Here is a 23,606-nt window from a genome sequence, read left to right on the forward strand (position 1 = left end):
CGTCGGTGGCCATGACCACCTCCACACGCATCGTCCTGGCCTCCCGCCCCGCCGGAGCTCCGACCGCCGAGAACTTCCGCACCGAGACCGCCGACCTCCCGGAGGTCGGTGACGGTCAGGTGCTGCTGAGGGTTCTCTACCTCTCGCTCGACCCCTACATGCGAGGGCGGATGAGCGACGCGGAGTCCTACGCCGAGCCCGTCGCGTTGGACGACGTGATGTGCGGCGGCACCGTCGCGGAGGTCGTCGAATCCCGCAGCGACGCACTGCCGGTCGGCTCGGTCGTGTTGTCCTACTCGGGCTGGCAGACCCACGAGGTGGTCGACGCCGCGTCGGTGCGTCGTCTCGATCCCGAGCGCGCGCCGATCTCCACGGCCCTCGGTGTGCTCGGCATGCCGGGGTTCACCGCCTACGCGGGCATGACCGTGATCGGGCAGCCGAAGGAGGGGGAGACCGTGGTGGTCGCGGCGGCCAGTGGGCCGGTCGGCTCCGCGGTCGGACAGTTCGCGACGATCAAGGGCGCCCGCGCGGTGGGCATCGCAGGCGGCCCGGAGAAGTGCGCGTACCTGATCGACGAGCTCGGCTTCGACGCCGCGGTCGATCACCGTGCCGACGACTTCCGGGAGCAGCTCGCGGCGGCGACACCGGACGGCATCGACGTGTACTTCGAGAACGTGGGCGGCGCGGTCGCGCGTGCCGTGCTGCCGCGACTCAACACCTACGCCCGGGTCCCGGTGTGCGGCCTGATCGCCCAGTACAACGACACGCAGGCCCCCGAGGGGCCGGACCGGCTGCCGGGCTTCTTCACCCGCGTGCTCACCAAGAGCCTGACCGTGCGCGGCTTCATCCAGAACGAGTTCGTCCGCGATCACTACAAGAACTTCCAGCGCGAGGTGTCGGAGTGGGTTGCCGACGGTCGCTTCCGCTACCGGGAGGACGTGGTGGAGGGGCTCGAGAACGCCCCCGACGCGTTCTTCGGACTGCTCGAGGGCCGCAACTTCGGCAAGCTCGTGGTGAAGGTCGCCGACCGCGATTAGAGTACACGTGTGCACTCGAACCGCCCGCGCGCCCGCCGCCGCAACGAGGTGGCCGGCGCGGCGACCGTCCTGGCCTCGGCCGTCGACATCCTGTCCCGGCCGGTCCAGGGCACCCATCGCGCGGTGAACGACGTCGTGTTCGGGGTGCTGGGCCGGCCCGCCGCCCCGATCCGCACGCTGAACGACGGCATCGCCGACGCCGTGTACGCCGCGGTGCGGGGTGGCAGTGCCGCGGTCGCGAAGGCGGTGGCCGTCGGGTCCGAGCTGCTGCCGGACGAGACCGTCTCGCACGCGGTGACGTCGTCGGCGGCCGGATCGGTGGTGGTGGGCGCGGTGAACGGGCTGCTCGGCGACCGGTTGGTCGCGGAGGCGAACGACCTCGCCGTCGAGCTGGGGCCGCACCACCAACGTCGCGTCGTCGCGAACGAGACGGCGGAGCTCACGACGGCGTTCCCGTTCGCGACCGGGCACCTCGCGGTGCTCGTCCACGGTCTCGGCGAGACCGAACAGGCGTGGTACTACCGGCACGACGGTCGCGGCAGCTACGGCGAGACGTTGGCCGCCCACGGCATCTCGGCGGTATGCCTGCGGTACAACACCGGAACCGGCATCGTCGACAACGGCGCGGCGCTGGCCGATCTGCTCGACCGCGTCGTCACGGCGTGGCCTGTTCCGGTGGAGCGCATCGACCTGGTCGGGCACTCCATGGGCGGTCTGGTGCTGCGCCGCGCCTGCGGTGTCGAGGCGAGCCGGGCCACCTGGTTACCGCTGGTGCACACGGCCTGTTACCTGGGCACGCCGCACGAGGGCGCCCCGCTGGCCAGCGGCGTGTACCACCTGTCGCGCGCGTTGCGGCGGGTGAAGCAGACCGCCGTGTGGTCCGACCTGCTGGACGTGCGTAGCCGGGGCGTGGACGACCTCCGGCTCGCCACCGACGTTCCGCTGGCCCCGGGGATCCGACACGTCGCCGTGCAGGCGACGCTGGCCGAGGATCCGCACGCCTGGTGGGCCGACGCCGTCGGGGACGGGCTGGTGACCCTGCGCAGCGCGCGTGGTCCGGTGTCCGAGGTCTACACCCTGCCCGGCACGGGCCACCTCGCCCTGCTGTCCGACCCGCGGGTGTCCCGCGTGCTCGTCGACCTCATGACCGACGCCTCTCCGCGACGGATCGGTCAGGTCGCCGCCGGCGCCTGAGGCTTGGCGTCGCCGAACGGCTCGTCACGTTCGCGGACGGCCTCACGGAACCCGACCGTCGCCGCGCGGGTCTGAAAGGCGTACCCCTCCCGGGTGTGCCGGGAGATGCCGTCGAACACCGTCGAGATCATGGTGGATGTCGCCACCCCCGACGCGAGCAACGCGCTGTTCAGGGCGAGCTTGACCATCATCAGCTGGTTGATGGGCATCTGCGCGATGCGCTCGACGAACTTCTCGGTCCGCGCGTCGAGTTCGTCTGCCGGGTGCGATTCGACGGCGAGGCCCCATTCCACGGCCTGCCGCCCGGTCAGGCAGTCACCCGTGAGCAGCAGTCGCTTGGCGCGCTGGTCGCCGAGGCGGTGCGCCCACATGCCCGCGGCCGGAATGCCCCACACGCGCGTCGGGGGATAGCCGATCCGGGCGTCGTCGGCGCACACGATCTGGTCCGCGTAGAGGGCGATGTCGGTGCCGCCGGCGATCGCGAAACCGTGCACCTTGGCGACGACGGGCTTGGTGGCGTGCAGCAGACTCGCGAAGCCGCGGTTGAAGCGGCTCATCATGGCGTAGTCGAGCATCGGGTCCCACGTCCGCGACGGGTCGTGGTTGCGTGCCTGGACGGTCGCATCGAGGGCGGTGCCCTCCGCACCGGACCCGTCCGTACCGTCGGCCGGACGCGCGCCGTTCTCGGCGTAGATCGACAGGTCGTACCCACCGCAGAATCCCTTGCCGCGGCCGGACAGCAGGATCACGTGGACCCGAGGATCGAGGTCGGCGCGCTCGACGGCGTGCGCGAGGTCCAGCGGCGTGTCGGCGGTGATGGCGTTGCCGCGCTCGGGCCGGTCGAAAGTGATCCGCGCGATGCGGCCGGTGACCTCGTAGGTCAGGGTCGCGTAACGGTGGTCGTCCGCCGGCGAGGTGCGCTCGGCGAACGCGCTGCCCGCACCCTCGTCCCACCCGTCCCGCCAGGCGGCCGGGCGCTCGCTCACGCGCCCACCTTCGGGGTGTTGCGCTCGATGATCGCGGCGGTGTCGACCCCGGTGGGCAGGGTGCCGAAGACGGTGCCCCAGTCGCCGCCGAGCCGGGTGGCGGTGAACGCGTCCGCCACCGCGGGATGGCCGTGCCGCACCAGCAACGACCCCTGCAGGGTCAGCGCGAGATCGCCCACGACGCGCCGTGCGCGGTGTTCGAGCGAGGCGACGTCGGTGAACGCCGACTTGACCCGGCGCACCGCCGCGTCGAGGGCGTCGTCGGCGCCGGCCGCGCTGTCGAGCTCGTCGAACAGCACGGTCAGGGTCTCCGGTTGACGGGCCACCGCGCGCAGCGTGTCCAGCGCGGCGACGTTGCCGGAGCCCTCCCAGATGGAGAGCAACGGTGCTTCCCGGTACAGCTTGGGCATGCCCGACTCCTCGGCATACCCGTTGCCGCCCAGGCATTCCAACGCTTCGGCCGCGTGCGCCGGGCCGCGCTTGCACACGTAGTACTTGCTCACCGCCAGCCCGATCCGGCGGAGCGGCGCGGCACGCTCGTCACCCGCCGCGGCCCGGTCGGTGAGTGCCGCGAGCCACAGGGCCACCGTCGTCGAGGCCTCGGCCTCCACGGCGAGGTCCGCGAGCACGTTGCGCATCGCCGGCTGGTCCACCAACTGCTTGCCGAACGCGGCCCGGTGCGTCGCGTGGTGGATCGCCCGCGCCGTGGCGTCGCGCATCCCCGTCGCGCTGCCCAGCGTGCAGTCCAGTCGGGTCATGTTGACCATATCGATGATGGTCCGCACGCCGCGGCCTTCCTCGCCGACCAACCACGCCGTGGCGCCGTCGTACTCGACTTCGCTCGAGGCGTTGGAGTGGTTGCCCAGCTTGTCCTTCAGGCGCTGAATGGCCATGGCGTTGCGGGTGCCGTCCGGCAGAATCCGCGGCAGCAGAAAGCAGGACAACCCGCTCTCGCTCTGGGCGAGGACGAGCAGGATGTCCGACATCGGGGCCGAGGTGAACCACTTGTGGCCGGTCAGCGACCACGTGCCGTCCGGCCGCGGCACGGCCGTGGTGGTGTTGGCCCGCACGTCGGAGCCGCCCTGCTTCTCCGTCATCGACATGCCCGCGATCAGCCCGCCCTTTTCCAGCGGCGGCCGGAACGACGGGTCGTAGACCCGCGTGGTGAGCAGGGGCTCGTACTGCGCGGCGAGGTCCGGGTTCGCGCGCAGCGCCGGCACCACGGCGTAGGTCATCGAGATCGGACAGCCGTGCCCGGCGTCGACGACGCTCCACACGCTCGACGTCGCGGCGCGGACGAGGTGCGCGTGCGGCGACTCCTCGGCCCACGGTGCGCCGTGCAGGCCGAGATCGACTGCCGTGCGCATCAATTCGTGGTAGGCGGGGTCGTAGATCACCTCGTCGACGCGGTTGCCGTAGCGATCGTGGGTGTGCAGGACCGGCGGATGGGCCTCGGCCAGCTCACCCCACCGCTGCGCGCGGGCGCTTCCGGCCAGTCGGCCCACTCGGTGCAACTCCGCCTCGGCGTCGCCCGCCCCCTCGCGGTGGAGCGCCTCGAGCAGCACGGGCTGATCCGCGACGTCGTACTCGATCAACGGCGGGACCTGGTTGGTGACGGTGTGGGTGGGGGTCATGTGGTGCTCCTGACGACGGGATTCGGTGCGCCGAGCGCGCGGAGGGTGACGGTCTCGAGGGCGTCGATCACGCGGGCGTCGACGTCTCCGCGAGCGAGGGGGACCACCAGCGCCTCGCCGATGGCGCCGACGAGGCAGGCCGCCGTCAGGGACGCGTCCTGATCGGGGAGTTCGCCGTCTCGGACGGCGGCGCGGATCGCGGCGGCGAGGACGTCGGCGAACGACCGCCGGAAGGCGAGGCGCTCGGTCTCGACGAGGGCGTCGATGGGCTCGGCGAGGAGGGCGTAGGCGAGAGTCGGTGCGCGGCAGGCACGCTCGCAGAAGGTGCGGACCGCGGCGAGCACGGAGTCGGCGTGCGTGCCGGTCGCGGCGGCACTGTTCCCGGCCGCTGTCGCGGCGGTCACCTCACGGGTGCAGGCGTCGCGGAAGACTTCGGCGAGCAGGTCCCCTTTGCCGGGGAAGTAGCGGTAGACGGTGCCCACGCCGATGCCGGCGCGGGCGGCGACCTCGGCCACCCCGCACGCGGCGTATCCGCGTTCGGCCACGAGGGACAGTGCGGCCGTGACGATCCGGGATCGGGCGGCGTCCAGCCGCTCCTGGACCGCGGCGGTTCGTCGGTACACCACGGCAAGAAGTGAACGCCCGTTCCGCAGGCCTGTCAAGGGTGGAACGGGAATTCACGTCTTGCCGGGACGGGCGACTACCAGCGCGGTCCCACACGGTTGTTGACGCACAGCGTGCCCTCGACGTCGATGCTGCTGGGCGGGCGGAACACCATGACGTTCTCGCCGTCGGCCGGCGGCCGGGGGTCCTCGCCGTTCCCGACCACCCCGAGCAGGCCACGCCACCGCACCCACCCGCGGCCCTCCCAGAAACCGATCGCGCCGGGCAGCGAGTTGAGCACGCCCAGCGCACCCTCGTCCTCGATCACCGCTTCGAGACGGTCGAGGACGATGCGGCCGAGTCCGGTGCCCCGGCGGTCCGAGTCGACCGCCACGGCCTCGACATAGCGGCCGTCGATCTCCTTGCCGTCGTGGACGAGCAAACGGGGCACTGCCGCGGCGTGCGCGATCACCAGGCCGTCCAGCCGCGCCAGCACGTGGGTTCCGCCGAGTGCGTGCACCCAGTCGTGCGGTTCGAACTCGCTGCCGAACACCGCCCGCACCAGGGCTTCCGCCTGGTGTGCGTCGTGCTCGGTCAGATCCTCGGTGGCGACGGTCTCGAGGCACGGTTCGGTCATGGTCTCCCCGGATCTGCCGATCGCGGCACCCGCGGTCAGTCGTTGGCGTGCAGGATGGAGTTCAGTTCGACTCCGGTGCCCTTCCACGGAACCACCTCGACGGCGCCGGAGACGGAGTTTCGGCGGAACAGCAGGTTCGACCGACCGCTGAGGGCCGCGGCCTTGACCACCGTGCCGTCGGGTCCGGTCACCTTGGTGCCCGCGGTGATGTAGAGCCCGGCCTCGACCACGCAGTCGTCGCCGAGCGAGATGCCCAGGCCCGCGTTCGCGCCGAGCAGGCATCGCTCGCCGACGGAGATGACAGCCTTGCCGCCGCCCGAGAGGGTGCCCATGATCGACGCGCCGCCGCCGACGTCCGACCCGTCGCCGACGACGACACCGGCGGAGATGCGCCCCTCGACCATCGACGAGCCGAGCGTGCCGGCGTTGAAGTTCACGAAGCCCTCGTGCATGACCGTGGTCCCCGACGCGAGATGCGCGCCCAGTCGGACCCGGTCGGCGTCGCCGATGCGCACGCCGGTCGGCACCACGTAGTCGACCAGGCGCGGGAACTTGTCGACGCCGTAGACGGTGACGGGGCCGCGGGCCTTGAGTCGCGCACGCGTGACCTCGAACCCGTCGACGGCGGCCGGCCCGTGGTTGGTCCAGACGACGTTGGCGAGCAGGCCGAACTGTCCGTCGAGGTTGACCCCGTGCGGCGCGACCAGGCGGTGCGAGAGCAGATGCAGGCGAAGGTAGACGTCGTGCGCGTCGGTGGGGGCGTCCTCCAGCGAGGCGATGGTGGTGCGCACGGCGACGACGTCGACGCTGCGCGCGTCGTCGGCACCGACCAGCGACGCCAGGTCCTCGGGCACGTCCGCGCCCTGCAGGCGGGTGGTGCCGGTCTCGGTGACCTCGCCCAGTTCGGGAGCGGGGTACCAGGTGTCGAGCACCGTGCCCGAGGTCGTGATGGTTGCGAGTCCTGTTGCCGATGCGCCTGTGGTCACGGTGCCCGAGCCTAGAGCACGGCAGTGACACGGCAGTAGGGTCGACGATCGTGAGCGCACCCGTGGTCCTGGACCTGCACGCCGACCCGATCGACCTCACCGCCGCCCTCGTGGACATCCCCAGCGTCTCCCGCGACGAGGCCACGCTCGCAGCCGCCGTCGAGCACGCCCTGCGGGAGCAGACCACCGGCTTCGAGGTGATCCGCTCGGGCAACGCGGTCCTGGCGCGGACCCACCGCGGCCTGCCGACGCGCGTGATCCTGGCCGGCCACCTCGACACGGTCCCGATCGCCGACAACGTGCCGTCGCGGCGCGAGCGTGGGGGACCCGAGGGCGACGTCCTGCACGGCTGCGGCACCGTCGACATGAAGTCGGGCGACGCGGTGTTCCTCCACCTCGCGGCCACCGTGGCCGACCCCGCCGCGGACTTGACGCTGATCTTCTACGACTGCGAGGAGATCGAGGCGACCGCCAACGGGCTCGGCCGCATCGAACGCGAGCTGCCGGAGTGGCTCGCCGGCGACGTCGCGATCCTCGGCGAGCCGTCGGGCGGGTTCATCGAGGCCGGGTGTCAGGGCACGCTGCGCATCCGCGTGACGACGGCGGGAGTGCGCGCACATTCGGCGCGATCCTGGCTGGGCGACAACGCGATTCACCGGCTGGGCGCGGTCCTGACTCGGCTCGCGGCGTACGAGCCGCGGACCGTCGACATCGACGGCTGCGTGTATCGCGAAGGGCTGCAGGCCGTTCGGGTGGTCGGGGGAGTGGCGGGCAACGTGGTGCCCGACGAGGCGGCCCTCGACGTCAACTTCCGGTTCGCGCCGGACCGCTCGGTGGACGACGCCGTGGCGCACGCCTCGGAGGTGCTGGCCGGCGACGGCGTGCGACTCGAGGTGACCGACCGGTCGCCCGGGGCGCTGCCGGGTCTCGCGGCGCCGGCCGCGGCCGCACTGGTGGAGGCGGCCGGGGGACGGTTCCGGGCCAAGTACGGCTGGACCGACGTCTCCCGATTCTCGGCGCTCGGCATTCCGGCCGTGAACTACGGGCCGGGCGACCCCAATCTGGCCCACAAGCGCGACGAGCGCGTGCCCACCGAGCAGATCACGCACGTGACGGACGTCCTGCGTCGCTACCTCACCACCGGACACCTCACCACAGGACGCGGTGCGTCGGGCCGTTAACCTCACCCTCATGACGCAGGATCGCCAGGCCGCGCGCTACCGCGGCCCGATACTGGACCGCCGCACTCGGGCGAACTCGACGACGGACCAACGGCTGCTCGACAACCGAGGACCCTCGGACTGGGTACACACCGACCCGTGGCGGGTGCTGCGTATCCAGAGCGAGTTCGTCGAGGGGTTCGGGGCGCTCGCCGAACTGCCCCGCGCCGTCACGGTGTTCGGATCCGCACGCACGCCGTCGGAGTCGCCGGTGTACGAGTCGGGCGTCCGGTTGGGCGCCGCGCTCGCCGAGGCGGGCTACGCCGTGGTGACGGGCGGCGGCCCGGGCGCGATGGAGGCGGCCAACAAGGGCGCGTGCGAAGCGGGTGGACTCTCGGTCGGCCTCGGCATCGAGCTGCCGTTCGAGCAGTCCCTCAACCCGTGGGTCGACCTCGGGGTGAACTTTCGCTACTTCTTCGTGCGCAAGACGATGTTCGTGAAGTACTCGCAAGCGTTCGTCTGTCTACCGGGCGGTTTCGGCACGCTCGACGAGATGTTCGAGGCGCTGACCCTCGTCCAGACCCGCAAGATCACGCGCTTCCCGATCATTCTGTTCGGCACGGAATTCTGGGGTGGTCTGCTGGAGTGGATCACCACGACGCTGGTCGAGGCGGGCACCGTTTCGGAGTCCGACGTGGCCTTGATCCGGTGCGCCGACGACGTCGACGAGGTCGTCCGGTGGATCGACGAGAGCGCGCAGCAGTGACGGCCGCGGGTTCGGCCGGGACGGCCGTCTGCGTCTACTGCGCGTCGGGTCCGGTCGAGCAACGGCACCTCGACCTGGCAGCCGCGCTGGGTACCGAGATCGGCCGGCGCGGGGGCTCGCTCGTCTCGGGCGGTGGCAACGTCTCGATGATGGGTGCGGTCGCGCGGGCCACCCGGGCGGCGGGGGGTCGGACCGTGGGTGTCATCCCCCGTGCGCTGGTCGAACGCGAGGTCGCCGACGTCGAGGCCGACGAGTTGGTGGTCACCGAGACCATGCGTGAGCGCAAGCGCATCATGGACGACCGCGCGGACGCCTTCGTGACTCTCCCCGGAGGCATCGGCACGCTCGAGGAGCTGTTCGAGACCTGGACGTCCGGCTATCTCGGCATGCACTCCAAGCCGGTCGTGCTCTTGGATCCGACTGGGCACTTCGCGCCGCTGCTCGACTGGCTCGACGGTCTGTCGGGAACCGGTTTCGTCTCCCCGTCGTCCCTCGCTCGCCTGATTCGGGTGGAGACCGTCGGCGCCGCTCTCGACGCGTGCAATCTCGTCGTGTGACGTGTGGTGAAACTTACCAATCGGTAAGGTAAGCATCGTCACAAGCCGGACGCAGACGAAGGCCGGCTCGTCAGGGAGGAAACGTATGGCTGCCGACGCTCGTCACAAGATCGGATTGCTGGATCTCGCCACCGCGACAGCGAAGATGGCCCCGGCGCTGCCGACGGTGATTCGGGGAGTGCCGGGATTCCTGCGCAAGCCGACGGACAAGGAGTCCATCGGCTTCATCTTCCAGCGTGCCGCGGCCAAGCACCCCGAGCGTCCCTTCGTCCGCTTCGAGGGCGACACCCTGACGTACGGGCAGGCCAACGATCTGGTCAACCGCTACGCGTCGGTGCTCGTGGACCGGGGGGTCCAGCGCGGCGACGTGGTGGGCGTACTGGCCAAGAACTCGATGCGCACGCTGCTCGTGGCCCTGGCGGCGGTGAAGCTCGGCGCCACCGCGGGCATGTTGAACTTCAACCAGCGCGGCGACGTCCTCGAGCACAGTCTCGGCATCCTCGACGCTCGGGTGGTCGTCATCGACGAGGACTGCCTCGAGGCGCTCGACTCCCTCGACGAGGCCCTGCCGGAGAAGGTGGTGCTGCACGCGGACGAGCTCGACCGGCTGGCCGAGTCCGCCAGTGCGGAGAACCCCACCGTCACGGCCGAGATCCAGGCCAAGGAGAAGGCGTACTACATCTTCACCTCCGGCACGACGGGCATGCCGAAGGCGAGCCTCATGAGTCACTTCCGGTGGCTCAAGTCGATGTCCGGCCTGGGCAGCATGGGTGTGCGGCTCCGCAAGGACGACGTGCTGTACTGCTGCCTCCCGCTGTACCACAACAACGCGCTGACGGTGTCGCTGTCGTCGGTCCTCGCGTCCGGTGCGGCGATCGCCATCGGCCGCCAGTTCTCGGTCTCCCGGTTCTGGGACGACGTGCGGGCCAACGAGGCCACCGCGTTCACCTACATCGGCGAGCTCTGCCGGTACCTGCTCACCCAGGACGAGAAGCCGACCGACAAGGACAACACCATCCGGCTCATCGTCGGCAACGGTCTGCGGCCGGAGATCTGGGACGAATTCAAGGACCGGTTCGGCATCTCGCGCGTCGCCGAGTTCTACGGTGCCAGCGAGTGCAACATCGCGTTCATCAACGCCTTCAATCTCGACCGTACGGCCGGGTTCTGTCCGCTGCCGTACGCCGTGGTCGAGTACGACGACGAGACGGGCAAGGCCAAGCGTGACAGCAACGGCCGGCTCACCAAGGTGTCCGCCGGCGGCGTGGGTCTGCTGCTGTCGAAGATCACCGACCGCGCACCGTTCGACGGGTACTCCGACGAGGACGCCACCAAGAAGAAGCTCCTGCAGGACGGCTTCAAGGACGGCGACTGCTGGTTCGACACCGGAGACCTGGTGCGCCAGCAGGGTTTCCGCCACGTCTCGTTCGTCGACCGGCTCGGTGACACGTTCCGCTGGAAGGGTGAGAACGTCGCCACCACGCAGGTCGAGGGCGCACTCGGATCGCACCCGGACGTCGACCAGGCCGTCGTCTTCGGGGTCGACGTCCCCGGTACCGACGGCAAGGCCGGCATGGCGGCCCTGACGCTGCGCAGCGGCAAGAAGTTCGACGGCGCCTCTCTCGCCACCCACGCGTACGAGTCGCTGCCCAGCTACGCGGTTCCGCTCTTCGTCCGCGTGGTCGAGTCCCTCGAGGCCACCTCCACCTTCAAGAGCAAGAAGGTCGAGCTGCGCAAGACCGGGTACGGCGACGGCGACGGCGATCTGTACGTGCTCAAGGGCAAGGCCGACGGCTACGTCGAGTTCTACGACGGCTACGCCGACGAGGTCGGCGGCGGCAAGCTGCCCAAGGGCTGAGCGTCGCGGGGCCGAGCGTCGCGGGGCCGAGCGAGGCCGGCGCGGCGGGAAGGCAAGATGGTCGGGTGCACCCGTTCCCGACCCTCTGCGGCCGTCCCGTCGCGACCGACCGCGCGTTGGTGATGGCCATCGTCAACCGCACCCCGGACAGCTTCTACGACCGGGGAGCGACGTTCGGCGACGACGCCGCGATGGCCGCGGTGCATCGTGCCGTGGACGAGGGTGCCGACGTGCTCGACATCGGCGGGGTCAAGGCCGGCCCCGGTACCGTCGTGGACGTCGAGGAGGAGACCCGACGGGTCGTGCCCTTCGTCGCGGCCATCCGGTCGGCGTATCCGACCGTGGTGATCAGCGTCGACACCTGGCGCGCCGAGGTGGCGCGGCGGGCCTGCGCCGAGGGCGCCGATCTGATCAACGACACCTGGGCGGGGGCCGACCCCGATCTGGTCGGCGTGGCCGCCGAGGTCGGGGCGGGCATCGTGTGTTCGCACACCGGTGGCGCCGTGCCGCGCACCCGCCCGCACCGGGTGCGGTACACCGACGTCGTGGACGACGTAGTGACCGAGGTGACGCGCGCCGCCGAAGCCGCCGCCGAGGCCGGCGTGCGCGAGGACGGCATCCTGGTGGATCCCACGCACGACTTCGGCAAGAACACCCACCACGGGCTCGCCTTGTTACGGCACGTCGACAGTCTGGTCAACAGCGGATGGCCGGTCCTGATGGCGCTGAGCAACAAGGATTTCGTGGGGGAGACTCTGGGAGTCGGACTCGCCGAACGCTTGGAGGGAACCTTGGCCGCGACAGCACTGAGCGCCGAACGCGGAGCGCGCATGTTCCGGGTCCACGAGGTCGGGCCCACCCGACGCGTCGTCGACATGGTCGCCGCGATCGCCGGAACGCGTCCGCCCGCTCGCACGGTGCGGGGTCTCGCGTGACCTCGTCGGCCGTTCCCGCTCTCGCCGACGTCGGCACCACCTGGTCCGATCCCCGGTGGACCGTGGACGAACTCGTCGCGGCGAAGGGCGATCGAACCGTCTCGGTGGTGCTGCCCGCGCTCGACGAGGAGGCCACCGTCGGCGGCGTCGTCGCCTCCATCTCGCCGCTGGTCGGCGGACTCGTCGACGAACTGGTGGTCCTGGACTCGGGGTCCACCGACGCCACCGCCGCCCGCGCGCGGGAGGCCGGGGCGGACGTCGTCACACGGGAGGAGGCGGTCCCGGAGGTCGCGACTGCTCCCGGCAAGGGCGAGGTGCTGTGGCGGTCACTGGCCGCCACCACGGGGGACATCGTGGTGTTCGTCGACTCCGATCTCATCGACCCGGACCCGGGCTTCGTCCCGAAGCTCCTCGGGCCGTTGCTCACCCGACGCGGCCTGCATCTGGTGAAAGGGTTCTATCGTCGTCCGCTCGCCGGGTCGAGCGAGGCCCACAGCGGCGGGCGGGTCACCGAACTCGTCGCCCGTCCCCTGCTCGCCGCGCTGCGGCCGGAGCTGGGGGGCATCGTGCAACCGCTCGGCGGGGAGTACGCCGGCACCCGCGAGCTGTTGACCGCGGTGCCGTTCGCGCCGGGGTACGGCGTGGAGATCGGGCTGCTCATGGACACCTACGACCGGTACGGCCTCGGGGCGATCGGACAGGTGGATCTGGGGGTGAGGCGGCACCGGAACCGCCCCCTCGACCAGTTGGGGGCCATGAGTCGGCAGGTCGTCGGCACCATGCTCGGCCGGTCCGGGATCACCGATTCCGGCGTCGGCATCACCCAGTTCCGCCCGGAGGGAAGCGAATTCGTCGCCTCGGTCACCGACGTCTCTCTCGCCGACAGGCCGCCGATGCGCACGGTCCGACCGTGGGCCGACCGCACGCGGTGACTCGAACCGCATCCCTCGTGACAGGATCGGCGCCATGGTGACGATCCTGCTGTACGTCGTCTCGATCGCGGTCGTGGCCGTCGTGCTGTTCCTCCTCGCCTCGGTGGTGTTCGGGCGGGGCGAGGAGATGGAACCGCTCCCGCCCGAGACCACTGCCACGGCGCTGCCCGCACAGGGCGTCACGGGGCGCGACGTCCGCGCGTTGCGGTTCCGGCTGCGCCCGCGCGGCTACGACTGCGGCGAGGTCGACTGGGCCCTCGACCGTCTCGCCGACGAGATCGACTCGCTGCGAACGCGTCTCGCCGAGCGAGACAGGACCGCACCCCCTCCGGAGCCGGCCGACCCGTGATCCACAGCGACGGTCGGGTCCGCTGCACCTGGTCTCCGGACCCGGCCGAGAACCCCCTCTACTCGCGCTACCACGACGAGGAGTGGGGGCAACCGGTGCGCGGTAACCGTGCTCTGTTCGAGCGCCTCAGCCTCGAGGCGTTCCAATCGGGCCTGTCGTGGATCACGGTGCTCCGCAAGCGCGAGGCGTTCCGGTCCGCGTTCGCGGACTTCGACCCGGACGTCGTCGCCACGTTCGGCGACGACGACGTCGAGCGGCTGCTCGCGGACGCCGGCATCGTGCGCAACCGCGCGAAGATCCTCGCGACGGTCGCCAACGCGCGTGTCCTGGTGTCGGAGAACGTCGACCTCGATGCCCTGCTGTGGTCCTACGCGCCCCCGCCGCGTCCGCGGCCGATCACCGCTGCCGACGTCCCGGCGGTGACGGCCGAGTCGACCGCGATGGCGACCGCGCTGAAGAAACGGGGCTTCCGCTTCGTCGGTCCGACGACGGCCTACGCCCTCATGCAGGCGACGGGAATGGTCGACGACCACCTGCAGGACTGCTGGGTTCCGCGGACGCGCTGAGGGGTGTGCGCTGGGCGTGCGCTGGGCGCGGAGGGGATGTGCGCAGGGCGCGGAAGGGGGTGTCCGTTCCCCGTCGTTCCGTTCGATAGGGAAGAATATGGTCCACGCACCTCGCCGGACCCCGGCGGAGCGCGAGAGGAACATGTCATGCGCGGAGCAGGTCGGCGCAGATCTGGAGGGAGCAGAGGATGGCGGCCATGAAGCCCCGGACCGGCGACGGTCCGCTCGAGGCGACCAAGGAAGGACGAGGAATCGTCATGCGGGTTCCACTCGAGGGCGGAGGACGTCTGGTCGTCGAGCTCACTCCCGACGAGGCGGCCGCACTGGGCGACGAGCTCAAGGGCGTCACCGGCTGAGAAGCGAACTGCACTCGCGCACGGCCCCGTCGGATGTTCCGGCGGGGCTGTTGCCGTCACTGGGGCTGCCGCCGGCACAGGGCCCTGCACGAGCGGAGGAGAGGCTGCACCGATGATCGACGAGGCCGTGGCCCTGCTGGCCTGCCCGCACTGCGGCGCCGGACTGGACGCCGACCCGCCCACGCTGCTGTGCGAGAGCGGCCACACCTTCGACGTCGCGCGGGGCGGGCACGTCAGCCTGCTGTCCGGCGGTGGCGGCAAGTTCACCGGCGACAGCACGGAGATGGTGGCCGCGCGGGATCGGTTCCTCGGCTCGGGCCTGTACGACCCGATCATGGATGCCGTCGCCGACGTGGCGGACGGTCACCGGATCCTCGACGTCGGGGTCGGGACGGGCCAGTACCTCGCGCGTGTCCTCGACACCGTGGGCGACAGTGCAGTGGGGGTCGGAGTCGACGTGTCCAAGGCGGCCGCGCGGCGGGCCGCCCGAGCGCATCCGCGTGCCGCGTCCGTCGTCGCCGACGTGTGGACCGCACTTCCCGTGCGCACGGGCGTGATCGACACGGCGCTGTCGATCTTCTCCCCGCGCAACGTGCCGGAGCTGGCGCGCGTCCTGGCGCCCGGCGGTCGACTGGTCGTGGTCACTCCCACCGAGCGACACCTGCAGGAGCTGGTGACGGCGCTGGACCTGATCCGCGTGGACGAGCACAAGACGCGTCGACTCGGCGACTCCCTCGCCGGGACCTTCGACCGCACGGACCGCCGCGCGGTCGGCTACCCGATGTCGCTGGCGCCGGAGGAGGTCGGCGCCGTGGTCGGCATGGGCCCGTCGGCGCGCCACGTCACCCCCGCCGAGCTGGCGGCGCGGGTGACGGCCCTCCCGACCCCGATCGAGGTCACCGTGGCGGTGACGGTCTCGGTCTACCGGCCCGCCGCCGTGTAGACCTCCAGCGTCTGCTGCGCGATCGACTCCCACGCGAACTCGGCGACGGCACGCTCGCGGCCCGCGACGCCGAAGGCCCGGCTGCGTTCCTCGTCCGCCACCAGGGCGTTGACGGCCGCGGCCAGATCGGCCTCGAAGGCGCCGGTGTCGGCGGCGTCGTAATGGACCAGGGTGCCGGTGCGGCCGTCGGCGACCACCTCGGGGATGCCGCCGACGTCGGACGCGACCACGGCCGTCTCGCATGCCATCGCCTCGAGGTTGACGATGCCGAGCGGCTCGTACACCGACGGACAGACGAACACCGCAGCAGCGGTGAGAATCTGGCGGATCTGCTCGGTCGGCAACATCTCGCGCACCCAGAAGACGTTGCCGCGCTTCTCCGACAGCTCGGCCACGGCGCGCTCGGTCTCGACGGCGATCTCGGGAGTGTCGGGCGCGCCGGCGCAGAGCACCAGCTGGATCGACGGGTCGAACGCGTGGGCGGCGGCCACCAGATGTCCGACGCCCTTCTGGCGGGTGATGCGGCCGACGAACGCGACGATGGGGCGGTCGGTGCGGACGCCGAGGGACGTCAGGGCGGGTTCGTCGTTCGCCTCGGCGGGACCGGGGTGCCACACGGTGGTGTCGATTCCGTTGCGCACCACATGAATTCGGGCCGGGTCGAGCCGGGGGTAGCAGTCCAGGACGTCGGCCTTCATGCCGTCGCTGACCGCGATGACGGCGTCGGCGTACTCGACGGCGTTCCGCTCGGACCACGACGAGACGCGGTACCCGCCGCCGAGCTGTTCGGCCTTCCACGGACGGCGAGGCTCGAGCGAGTGGGCGGTGAGCACGTGCGGGATGCCGTGGAGCTCGGCCGCCAGGTGACCGGCGAGGCCGGTGTACCAGGTGTGCGAGTGGGCGACGTCCGCCTCGGCGGCGGCCGCGGCCATGCGCAGCCCGCTCGACAGGGTGGTCAGGGCCGGGTTGGCGTCGGCCAGCGCCGGATCGGGGGAGTGAACGATCGCGGTGTCCCGCGGGGCGCCCGTGCAGTGGACGTCGACCTCGCACAGATCGCGCAGGCGCCGGACCAATTCGGTGACGTGCACACCGGCGCCGCCGTAGATCTCCGGGGGATATTCCTTGGTCATCATCGCGACGCGCATGAGAGAAACGTAACGCGTCGGAGTCCATTCGATCCATATCCGACGCTGCCCCGTCACAACCCGATAGGTTGGTACTCGTGAGGACCCAGCCGCATGTACTCGGAATCGTGCTCGCCGGCGGCGAGGGCAAACGGCTCTTTCCCATGACGGCGGATCGGGCGAAACCCGCGGTGCCCTTCGGCGGTGCCTACCGCCTCATCGATTTCGTGCTGAGCAACCTCGTCAACGCCGGGTATCTGCGCCTGTGCGTGCTGACGCAGTACAAGTCCCACTCCCTGGACCGGCACATCTCCCAGACATGGCGGCTCTCCGGGTTCGGCGGCGAGTACATCACCCCGGTGCCGGCGCAGCAGCGTCTCGGCCCGCGGTGGTACACCGGCAGTGCGGACGCGATCTTCCAGTCCCTGAACCTGGTGTACGACGAGGATCCGGAGTACATCGTCGTGTTCGGCGCGGACCACGTCTACCGCATGGACCCCGAGCAGATGGTGCAGCAGCACATCGATTCCGGCGCCGGGGTCACCGTCGCCGGTATTCGCGTGCCGCGCAGCGAGGCAACGGCTTTCGGCTGCATCGACAGCGACGCCGCGGGCAACATCACGCAGTTCCTCGAGAAACCGGCCGATCCGCCGGGGACGCCGGACGATCCCACGACGACCTTCGCCTCGATGGGCAACTACGTCTTCACCACCAAGGTGCTCGTCGACGCGATCAAGGCTGACGCGGAGAACACCGACTCCGATCACGACATGGGCGGCAACATCATTCCGGCTCTCGTCGAGGCCGGCATGGCGTCGGTGTACGACTTCAAGGACAACGTGGTGCCCGGGGCGACCGAGCGCGACAAGGGCTACTGGCGCGACGTCGGCACCATCGACGCGTTCTACGACGCGCACATGGATCTGGTGTCCGTGCACCCCGTGTTCAACCTCTACAACAAGCGGTGGCCCATTCGCGGCGCCGCCGAGAATTTGCCGCCCGCGAAGTTCGTCCAGGGCGGACTGGCGCAGGAGTCGATCGTCGGTGCCGGCAGCATCCTCTCCGCCGCCACGGTTCGGAATTCGGTCCTCAGCTCGTCGGTCATGATCGACGCGGGTGCCACGGTCGAGGGCAGCGTCATCATGCCGGGGGTGCGCATCGGTCGGAACGCCGTGGTGCGCAACGCCATTCTGGACAAGAACGTCGTGGTGAACCCCGGCGAGATCATCGGGGTCGACCGCGAACGCGACAAGGACCGGTTCACCGTCTCGGCCGGCGGCGTGGTCGCCGTCGGCAAGGGCGTGTGGATCTAGCTCCCGCGCGTCACTCCGGCAGGCGCGAGGCGCAGAGCAGGCCGTCGCCCAGCGGCAGGACGACGGCGGTGAGCGCCTCGTTCTCGGCGATCGCCCGCGCCGCGGCCCGGACCGCGACGGTGGCCTCGTCACGCGCGGCCGTGTCGGCCACCCGCCCGCCGAGCAACGCGTTGTGCAGGATCAGCGCGCCGCCGGGACGCAGCATGCGCACGCCCTCGGTCACGAACCCGACGTGGTCGCGCGGTGTGGCGTCGACGAAGACCAGGTCGTAGGACGCGTCGGCGAGCCGGGGGAGAACGTCCATCGCCCGTCCGTTGATCAACCGCGTTCGCGACGGGGCGATGCCGCCGGCGCGGAACGACTCCCGCGCCGCGCGCTGGTGCTCGGGTTCGCTGTCGATGGTCGTGAGGACGCCGTCGGCACGCATGCCGTCGAGCAGCCACAGTCCGCTGACACCGGCGCCGGTGCCGACCTCCACCACGGTGCGGGCGCCGGACAGTTGCGCGATCATGCTCAGCGCCGCGCCGACGGACGGGGGGACCGGGGCAGCGCCGAGATCGTCGGCCCGCTCGCGCGCGGCCACCAGCACGTCGTCCTCGACGACGGAGTTCTCGGCGTAGGTCAGCATCGTCGCGGCGTCGACAGTCACAGCGCAGACAGTAGCGAACGGGGTCCGGCCCGCGGCGGACGATGCAGCGGCTCGGACTCTCAGGGGGCGCTCAGCTTTCTCACACGGGTCGCACACCCGCGGCGGTCATGCTTCTACTACGCGAGTTCGCCGGAGCGCACGCACGGCGTCGGACGTGGCAGAAACGGGTACCGGAACAAACGGGCACCAGTCCGAGTTGTCCGCATCACCGAATCACGGCCAGAGCCGACGGCCGATCGTCGATCCCCCGACCAGGAGGACCCAGAGGATCACATGAACACCAGTGCACGCGAACATGCCGCCGAGACCTCCGCGTCCGGAGACGCCCTGCCCGGCACCTCCCTGGCCGACACCTCCCATACCGAGGCCCCGCTGTCCGGAACCGCGGTCTTCGACGCCACCGGCGACGCCACGTCCATGCCGTCCTGGGACGAATTGGTCCGTGAGCACGGTGATCGGGTCTACCGCCTGGCCTACCGGCTCTCCGGCAACGCGCAGGACGCCGAGGATCTGACGCAGGACACCTTCATCCGCGTGTTCCGCTCCCTGCAGAACTACCAGCCCGGCACGTTCGAGGGCTGGCTGCACCGCATCACCACCAACCTCTTCCTGGACATGGTGCGTCGCCGGAGCCGCATCCGGATGGAGGCCCTGCCGGAGGACTACGAGCGGGTGCCGTCGGATCGGCCGGACCCCGAGCAGATCTACCACGACGCCCGCCTCGACCCGGACCTGCAGGCCGCCCTCGACTCGCTGGCGCCGGAGTTCCGCGCGGCGATCGTCCTGTGCGACATCGAAGGCCTGTCGTACGAAGAGATCGGCGCGACCCTCGGGGTCAAGCTCGGCACGGTGCGCAGCCGGATCCACCGCGGTCGGCAGGCCCTGCGTGATCACCTGGCCGCCACCCGCACCGAGAGCGGGACACGGGCCGGGTCGCGCGGGAACTGATCGGTCCCGCCGTCCGTTCAGTATCTTCGTAAGGGAGCGTCACCGCACCGGCAGTCCGCGCACAGCAGTGGAGGAGAACCATGACCCGCGAGCGTCGTCAGTTCAACCCCACCGAACACCTCGCCAGCGAGGCCGTGGCGGCGTACGTCGACGGCGAACTGCGGATGAACGCATACCTGCGCGCCGCCCACCACGTGTCGCAGTGTCCGGACTGCGCGGCCGAGGTGGATGCGCAGCAGCAGGCGCGGATCGCGCTGCGGTCGTCGGAGCAGGTGACCATGCCGAGTTCGCTCATGGGACTCCTCCACCAGATCCCCGACCGTCATCCCTGCGCTCCCGGTGACAGCCGCCCCGGCGCGCTGCCGTCGTTCCGCGGGGGGATCGCGTCCGGCCTGTCCGGCCGATTCCGGCGACGGTAGCCTGCGCGAGTGGAGCCTGACGGAACGGACGCCCCGGCCGATCGGACCGACGCCGAGCGTCGGCTGCCGCCGCGTCCCCTCTATCGACCCGTCGTCGATTCCCATACGTCCCTGGCGTTCGGGCGTCCCGACGGCGTCGACGGCTCGTTCCCGGCGCCCTCGGATCGCACCTCGGACGGTCTTCCGTCGTCGCCACCGCCCGACCCGATGCTCGCCGAGGCGTTCGGACGTCCGCCGGGGGCGACCGAGTCCCTGATGCGGGAGCCGGCGGACGACGGTCCGGCCGAGGAGGTCCCCGCACCGGTCGATCCCTGGCGTGACCCGGCCGCACCGGTGACCTCGGTATCCCCGGCCGAGGTACCTCCGGATCCGGTGCCCCTGGCGCCGGGGGAGAAGCTGGGCGTCCGGGAGGTGCTGTTCGGTCGTCGTGTCGGCGCTCGTGCGCTCGCCGCCCTCGCCGCGGTGGCGCTGGTCATTGGCCTGCTGGGTGGCGTGGTCGGCAGTATTGCCGCCGATCTCGGGGGGTCGCTGACGAGCTCCCGCGTGACGCTCGCGCAGGAGGGGAGCGACCTCCCGCCCGGCCAGGTCGCCCGGGTGGCCGAGGCCGTCCTGCCGTCGGTGGTGTCGGTGCAGGAGACGTTCGGAGAGAGCGCCGGCACCGGGTCCGGCGTCGTCGTCGACGGCGCGGGGTACATCGTCACCAACAATCACGTGATCTCGATGGCCGCCACCAATCCCGACGCGACCCTGTCGGTCACCTTCTCCGACGGGACCAAGGTGCCGGCGCGCATCGTCGGCCGCGACACCAAGACCGACCTCGCCGTCCTGTCGACCGACGTCGCCGGCCTCACCGTCGCGCAGCTGGGACGCTCCGAGGACGTTCAGGTCGGTGACGACGTCGTCGCGGTCGGATCTCCATTGGGTCTGAGCAAGACCGTCACCCGAGGGATCGTGAGTGCGCTCGATCGACCGGTGCGGCTGTCCGGCGAGGGGACCGACACCGATGCGGTCATCGACGCCGTGCAGACGGACGCCGCCATCAACCCGGGCAATTCCGGTGGCCCCCTCGTCGACGCCGAGGGACGGGTCATCGGCATCAATTCCGCGATCCGCAGCGAGAGCGGCGGCTCGGTCGGACTGGGGTTCGCGATCCCGATCGACGACGTCACCGAGGTGGTGCAGTCGCTCATTCGCACCGGGTCGATGATCCATCCCGACATCGGGGTCACGGCGCGCACCGTCGTCAACGACGCGCTCAGTGGTGCTCGGGTGGCCAACGTGACGGCGGGCGGTCCGGCGCAGCAGGCGGGCATCGTCGAGGGCGACGTCATCGTGCGGGTGGGCAACCGGTCCGTGGCCGGCGCCGACGAGCTCGTGGTCGCCGTCCAGGAGCAGCAGATCGGCCAGTCCATCCCGGTACAGGTGGTGCGATCGGGTCGCACCGTGGACATCACCGTCACACCCACGTCGGACGCGTGACCGTGGCTCGGCCCCGTAGGCTGTAGCGGTGTTCGCGAACATCGGTTGGGGCGAGATGCTCGTCCTCCTCATCGCCGCACTCGTCGTCCTCGGGCCCGAGCGTCTGCCCGGTGCCGTCACCTGGGTGACCAAGTCCCTGCGTCAGGTGCGTGACTACGCGTCCGGCGCCAGCGCTCAGCTCAAGAGCGAGCTGGGAACCGATTTCGACGACCTCCGCAAGCCGCTCGCCGACCTCAACCAGCTTCGCAAGATGACCCCGCGCGCCGTGGTGACCAAGCACCTCCTCGACGGCGACGACTCCATCTTCACCGGCAACTTCGACAAGCCCGCCGGGGGAGCGCCCGCCACCGGATCACAGTCCCCGTCGTCGCGCCCGTCGCTGTCGAAGGACCCCGCGCGCGACTCTCTGGCCGGCAACGAGCGACCCCCGATCGACCCCGACGCCACCTGATCTGCGCCACCCGATCTGCGACGCCTCCCGGTTCGTGCGTGGGTGTCATGGACCGTGTCGGTGGGTGCCGGTACACTCGAACATACGAGCGACTGGGGGGTCGAAGGTATGGCGGGTGTGCAGGTGGGGGCAGGTGCCGTTCCGTGGGCGGCGCTCGATCACGCTGCCCTGGGTCTGCCCGCGACCACCGACCTCCCCTCCTCGCAGGCGCTGGACGGGCTCGTCCACGCCGCCGCCGGGGTCGCGTACCTGAAGTGGTTCGAATACCAGCTCGCCGCCGCCATGCACGCGGAGTTGGTGGAGCCGTTCGAGGACGAGGACCGGCGTGAGCTCGATGCGCACACCCGCTGCGCCGCCACCATCGCCACCACGTTGTCGATCACGCAGGGGGCTGCCCGCACCCTGCTCACCGACGCCGTCGCGTTGCGGGACCGGCTCCCTCTCGTGGCGGAGTGCCTGCGGGGCGGGGTGGTCACCCCGCATCACATCCGCACCATCGTCTCCCGCACCGAACTCATCGAAGGGCAGTGCTACGCGGCGTTGGTGGACGCCGACATCGCCCGCGCTCTCCGCAGAGCGGGGTCGTGGTCGCCGGCGCGGATGGAGGCCATGGTGGACATGATGGTCGACCGCCGTGATCCCGATGCCGTCCGCGCCCGGCGGGAGAAGGCGAAGCGGAATCGGGAGTTCACCGTCGAGATCGGCCGTGACGGTTTGGCGTCGGCGACGGACACCCGGCCGGCGGAGGACATCGTCGCGCTCCATGCGGCCGTGACGAGGTTGGCTGCGCAGGTGTGCCCGAAGGACACCCGCTCCAAGGCCGCGCGGGCGTCCGATGCGCATTACGCGTTGATCACCCAAACCGGATTCGGCTGCAACTGTGACCGCCCCTTCACCGACTGCCGCTACAAGAACATCGACCTGACCAAGTTCGCGGCGACCGCCCCGCGGATCGTGATCCATCTGGTCACCGACACCACCACCCTCACCGGCCCCGTCCCCGCCCCCGAGAACGAGCGCGTCTGCCGGTCACCGCAGCACCTCCCGCGGCCGTACCTGAACGCCGCCGCGCCGCTTCGGCCCGACGCCCAGACCGACACCGACGAGGTCGAGGCCGACAGTGCAGCGAATCCGGTCTCGGCCGAGACGATGGCACCGGAATCGCCTGCGCCGGAACCGGTGGCCGCGGGCTCGGCCTCGGTCGAGTCGATCGCGGCGGAACCGTCCGGTCCGGACGCCGTTGCGACGGAACCGGCCGCGTCGGCGTGTGCGGCAACAGAATCGGTTGCAGCGCAGCCGGTGTCATCGGATCGACCGAACGTCACCGATGATGTCGCTGCCGGCGACGCGGCCGACCACTCCCGGGGATGCGAGGAGCCTGTCGGCCTGGACTTCGTCGACGGTGTCGGGTTCCTCCCCGGCATTGGCATCATCTCCGGCGCCCACGTCCGCGACCTCGCCGCCGACCCCGGCACGATCATCCGGCCGTTGGGGGACGGCACCGACACCCCACTGCCGGCGACGCAACCGTCGAACCCCTACCGCCCCTCTGCAGCCCTCGATGCGTACATCCGTGCGCGCGATCTGTTCTGCACCTGGCCCGGCTGCAACAGACCCGCGTGGGACGGGGACCTCGACCACATCACCGAATACGACCACACCCACCCCGAGAAGGGCGGACAGACGTCGGCCCACGGGTTGGGGGCGAAATGCCGGTTCCACCA

General features: G+C 70.8%; 25 protein-coding genes. 18 read left to right on the forward strand and 7 right to left on the reverse strand.

Annotation, left to right across the window (positions count from 1 at the left end; genetic code table 11):
- Positions 1–11 precede the first annotated feature (11 nt).
- Positions 12–1,037 (forward strand): NADPH-dependent curcumin/dihydrocurcumin reductase, encoded by a 1,026-nt coding sequence (curA, locus tag BMZ18_RS18570; protein WP_082895283.1) that lies wholly within the window; start codon positions 12–14, stop codon positions 1,035–1,037.
- Positions 1,038–1,046: 9 nt separating this feature from the next.
- Positions 1,047–2,231 carry a lipase family alpha/beta hydrolase gene (locus tag BMZ18_RS18575; protein WP_068366461.1) on the forward strand — a complete coding sequence of 395 codons (1,185 nt, stop codon included), beginning with the start codon at positions 1,047–1,049 and terminating at the stop codon, positions 2,229–2,231.
- On the opposite strand, the gene BMZ18_RS18580 is transcribed toward BMZ18_RS18575, so the two are convergent.
- The 5 genes from BMZ18_RS18580 to dapD all read right to left on the reverse strand — a co-directional run bounded on the left by BMZ18_RS18580 (position 2,210) and on the right by dapD (position 7,077).
- The gene (locus BMZ18_RS18580; RefSeq protein ID WP_068366458.1) at positions 2,210–3,217 is read right to left on the reverse strand and encodes a crotonase/enoyl-CoA hydratase family protein; all 1,008 of its coding nucleotides are present in this window, start codon (positions 3,215–3,217) and stop codon (positions 2,210–2,212) included. The two genes, BMZ18_RS18575 and BMZ18_RS18580, sit on opposite strands and share 22 nt — an antisense overlap.
- On the reverse strand, positions 3,214–4,851 hold the full coding sequence (locus BMZ18_RS18585) for an acyl-CoA dehydrogenase family protein (RefSeq protein WP_068366455.1): 1,638 nt from the start codon (positions 4,849–4,851) through the stop codon (positions 3,214–3,216). Before BMZ18_RS18585 ends, BMZ18_RS18580 begins: the two co-directional genes overlap by 4 nt.
- A complete protein-coding gene (locus BMZ18_RS18590) occupies positions 4,848–5,477 on the reverse strand; it encodes a TetR/AcrR family transcriptional regulator (RefSeq protein WP_068366452.1) in 630 nt (209 codons plus the stop codon). The genes BMZ18_RS18585 and BMZ18_RS18590 overlap by 4 nt, the downstream gene beginning before the upstream one ends.
- A 74-nt stretch (positions 5,478–5,551) precedes the next feature.
- Entirely contained in the window at positions 5,552–6,091 is a 540-nt protein-coding gene (locus BMZ18_RS18595) for a GNAT family N-acetyltransferase (protein WP_068366448.1), read from the reverse strand.
- A gap of 35 nt (positions 6,092–6,126) precedes the next feature.
- Complete coding sequence (gene dapD, locus BMZ18_RS18600; RefSeq protein WP_074922379.1) at positions 6,127–7,077, reverse strand: 2,3,4,5-tetrahydropyridine-2,6-dicarboxylate N-succinyltransferase; 951 nt, start codon at positions 7,075–7,077, stop codon at positions 6,127–6,129.
- Between the two features lie 50 nt (positions 7,078–7,127).
- Between dapD and dapE the strand changes: the two genes are divergently transcribed.
- The 10 genes from dapE to BMZ18_RS18650 all read left to right on the forward strand — a co-directional run bounded on the left by dapE (position 7,128) and on the right by BMZ18_RS18650 (position 15,499).
- Entirely contained in the window at positions 7,128–8,258 is a 1,131-nt protein-coding gene (dapE, locus tag BMZ18_RS18605) for a succinyl-diaminopimelate desuccinylase (protein WP_068366445.1), read from the forward strand.
- A gap of 10 nt (positions 8,259–8,268) precedes the next feature.
- Positions 8,269–9,003, forward strand: a complete 735-nt coding sequence (locus tag BMZ18_RS18610; protein WP_068366441.1) for an LOG family protein — start codon at positions 8,269–8,271, stop codon at positions 9,001–9,003.
- Positions 8,976–9,560, forward strand: a complete 585-nt coding sequence (locus tag BMZ18_RS18615; protein ID WP_244516603.1) for an LOG family protein — start codon at positions 8,976–8,978, stop codon at positions 9,558–9,560. The genes BMZ18_RS18610 and BMZ18_RS18615 overlap by 28 nt, the downstream gene beginning before the upstream one ends.
- A gap of 85 nt (positions 9,561–9,645) precedes the next feature.
- The gene (locus BMZ18_RS18620; RefSeq protein ID WP_068366435.1) at positions 9,646–11,418 is read left to right on the forward strand and encodes a long-chain-acyl-CoA synthetase; all 1,773 of its coding nucleotides are present in this window, start codon (positions 9,646–9,648) and stop codon (positions 11,416–11,418) included.
- 65 nt (positions 11,419–11,483) lie between these two features.
- Entirely contained in the window at positions 11,484–12,353 is an 870-nt protein-coding gene (folP, locus tag BMZ18_RS19925) for a dihydropteroate synthase (RefSeq protein WP_068366432.1), read from the forward strand.
- The gene (locus BMZ18_RS18630; protein ID WP_068366429.1) at positions 12,350–13,285 is read left to right on the forward strand and encodes a glucosyl-3-phosphoglycerate synthase; all 936 of its coding nucleotides are present in this window, start codon (positions 12,350–12,352) and stop codon (positions 13,283–13,285) included. The genes folP and BMZ18_RS18630 overlap by 4 nt, the downstream gene beginning before the upstream one ends.
- A 34-nt stretch (positions 13,286–13,319) precedes the next feature.
- Positions 13,320–13,634, forward strand: a complete 315-nt coding sequence (locus BMZ18_RS18635; RefSeq protein ID WP_068102315.1) for a DivIVA domain-containing protein — start codon at positions 13,320–13,322, stop codon at positions 13,632–13,634.
- Positions 13,634–14,200, forward strand: coding sequence for a DNA-3-methyladenine glycosylase I (locus BMZ18_RS18640; protein WP_068366476.1), 567 nt, complete (start codon positions 13,634–13,636; stop codon positions 14,198–14,200). Before BMZ18_RS18635 ends, BMZ18_RS18640 begins: the two co-directional genes overlap by 1 nt.
- Positions 14,201–14,388: 188 nt before the next feature.
- Entirely contained in the window at positions 14,389–14,556 is a 168-nt protein-coding gene (locus BMZ18_RS18645; protein WP_008714277.1) for a DUF3117 domain-containing protein, read from the forward strand.
- Between the two features lie 112 nt (positions 14,557–14,668).
- On the forward strand, positions 14,669–15,499 hold the full coding sequence (locus tag BMZ18_RS18650; protein WP_068366426.1) for a methyltransferase domain-containing protein: 831 nt from the start codon (positions 14,669–14,671) through the stop codon (positions 15,497–15,499).
- Here the strand turns inward: BMZ18_RS18650 and glgA are convergent.
- Entirely contained in the window at positions 15,478–16,644 is a 1,167-nt protein-coding gene (gene glgA, locus BMZ18_RS18655; protein ID WP_068366424.1) for a glycogen synthase, read from the reverse strand. The genes BMZ18_RS18650 and glgA overlap by 22 nt on opposite strands.
- Positions 16,645–16,721: 77 nt before the next feature.
- Between glgA and glgC the strand changes: the two genes are divergently transcribed.
- Positions 16,722–17,936, forward strand: a complete 1,215-nt coding sequence (gene glgC / locus BMZ18_RS18660; protein WP_068102310.1) for a glucose-1-phosphate adenylyltransferase — start codon at positions 16,722–16,724, stop codon at positions 17,934–17,936.
- 10 nt (positions 17,937–17,946) lie between these two features.
- On the opposite strand, the gene BMZ18_RS18665 is transcribed toward glgC, so the two are convergent.
- Positions 17,947–18,564 (reverse strand): O-methyltransferase, encoded by a 618-nt coding sequence (locus tag BMZ18_RS18665; protein ID WP_068366473.1) that lies wholly within the window; start codon positions 18,562–18,564, stop codon positions 17,947–17,949.
- A gap of 294 nt (positions 18,565–18,858) precedes the next feature.
- On the opposite strand from BMZ18_RS18665, the gene sigE reads away from it, so the two are divergent.
- From sigE to BMZ18_RS18690, 5 genes are all read left to right on the forward strand, one after another.
- Positions 18,859–19,533, forward strand: coding sequence for an RNA polymerase sigma factor SigE (gene sigE / locus BMZ18_RS18670; RefSeq protein WP_068366421.1), 675 nt, complete (start codon positions 18,859–18,861; stop codon positions 19,531–19,533).
- Between the two features lie 80 nt (positions 19,534–19,613).
- On the forward strand, positions 19,614–19,952 hold the full coding sequence (locus BMZ18_RS18675; protein WP_068366418.1) for a hypothetical protein: 339 nt from the start codon (positions 19,614–19,616) through the stop codon (positions 19,950–19,952).
- A 9-nt stretch (positions 19,953–19,961) separates the two neighbouring features.
- On the forward strand, positions 19,962–21,431 hold the full coding sequence (locus tag BMZ18_RS18680) for a S1C family serine protease (protein WP_068366416.1): 1,470 nt from the start codon (positions 19,962–19,964) through the stop codon (positions 21,429–21,431).
- A gap of 28 nt (positions 21,432–21,459) precedes the next feature.
- The gene (gene tatB / locus BMZ18_RS18685) at positions 21,460–21,882 is read left to right on the forward strand and encodes a Sec-independent protein translocase protein TatB (RefSeq protein ID WP_068366413.1); all 423 of its coding nucleotides are present in this window, start codon (positions 21,460–21,462) and stop codon (positions 21,880–21,882) included.
- A gap of 108 nt (positions 21,883–21,990) precedes the next feature.
- Positions 21,991–23,606 (forward strand): DUF222 domain-containing protein (locus BMZ18_RS18690; RefSeq protein WP_074922381.1); only part of this gene is annotated, 1,616 nt, incomplete at its 3' end.

The sequence above is a fragment of the Rhodococcoides kroppenstedtii genome, from assembly GCF_900111805.1.
GTDB classification, from domain to species: domain Bacteria; phylum Actinomycetota; class Actinomycetes; order Mycobacteriales; family Mycobacteriaceae; genus Rhodococcoides; species Rhodococcoides kroppenstedtii.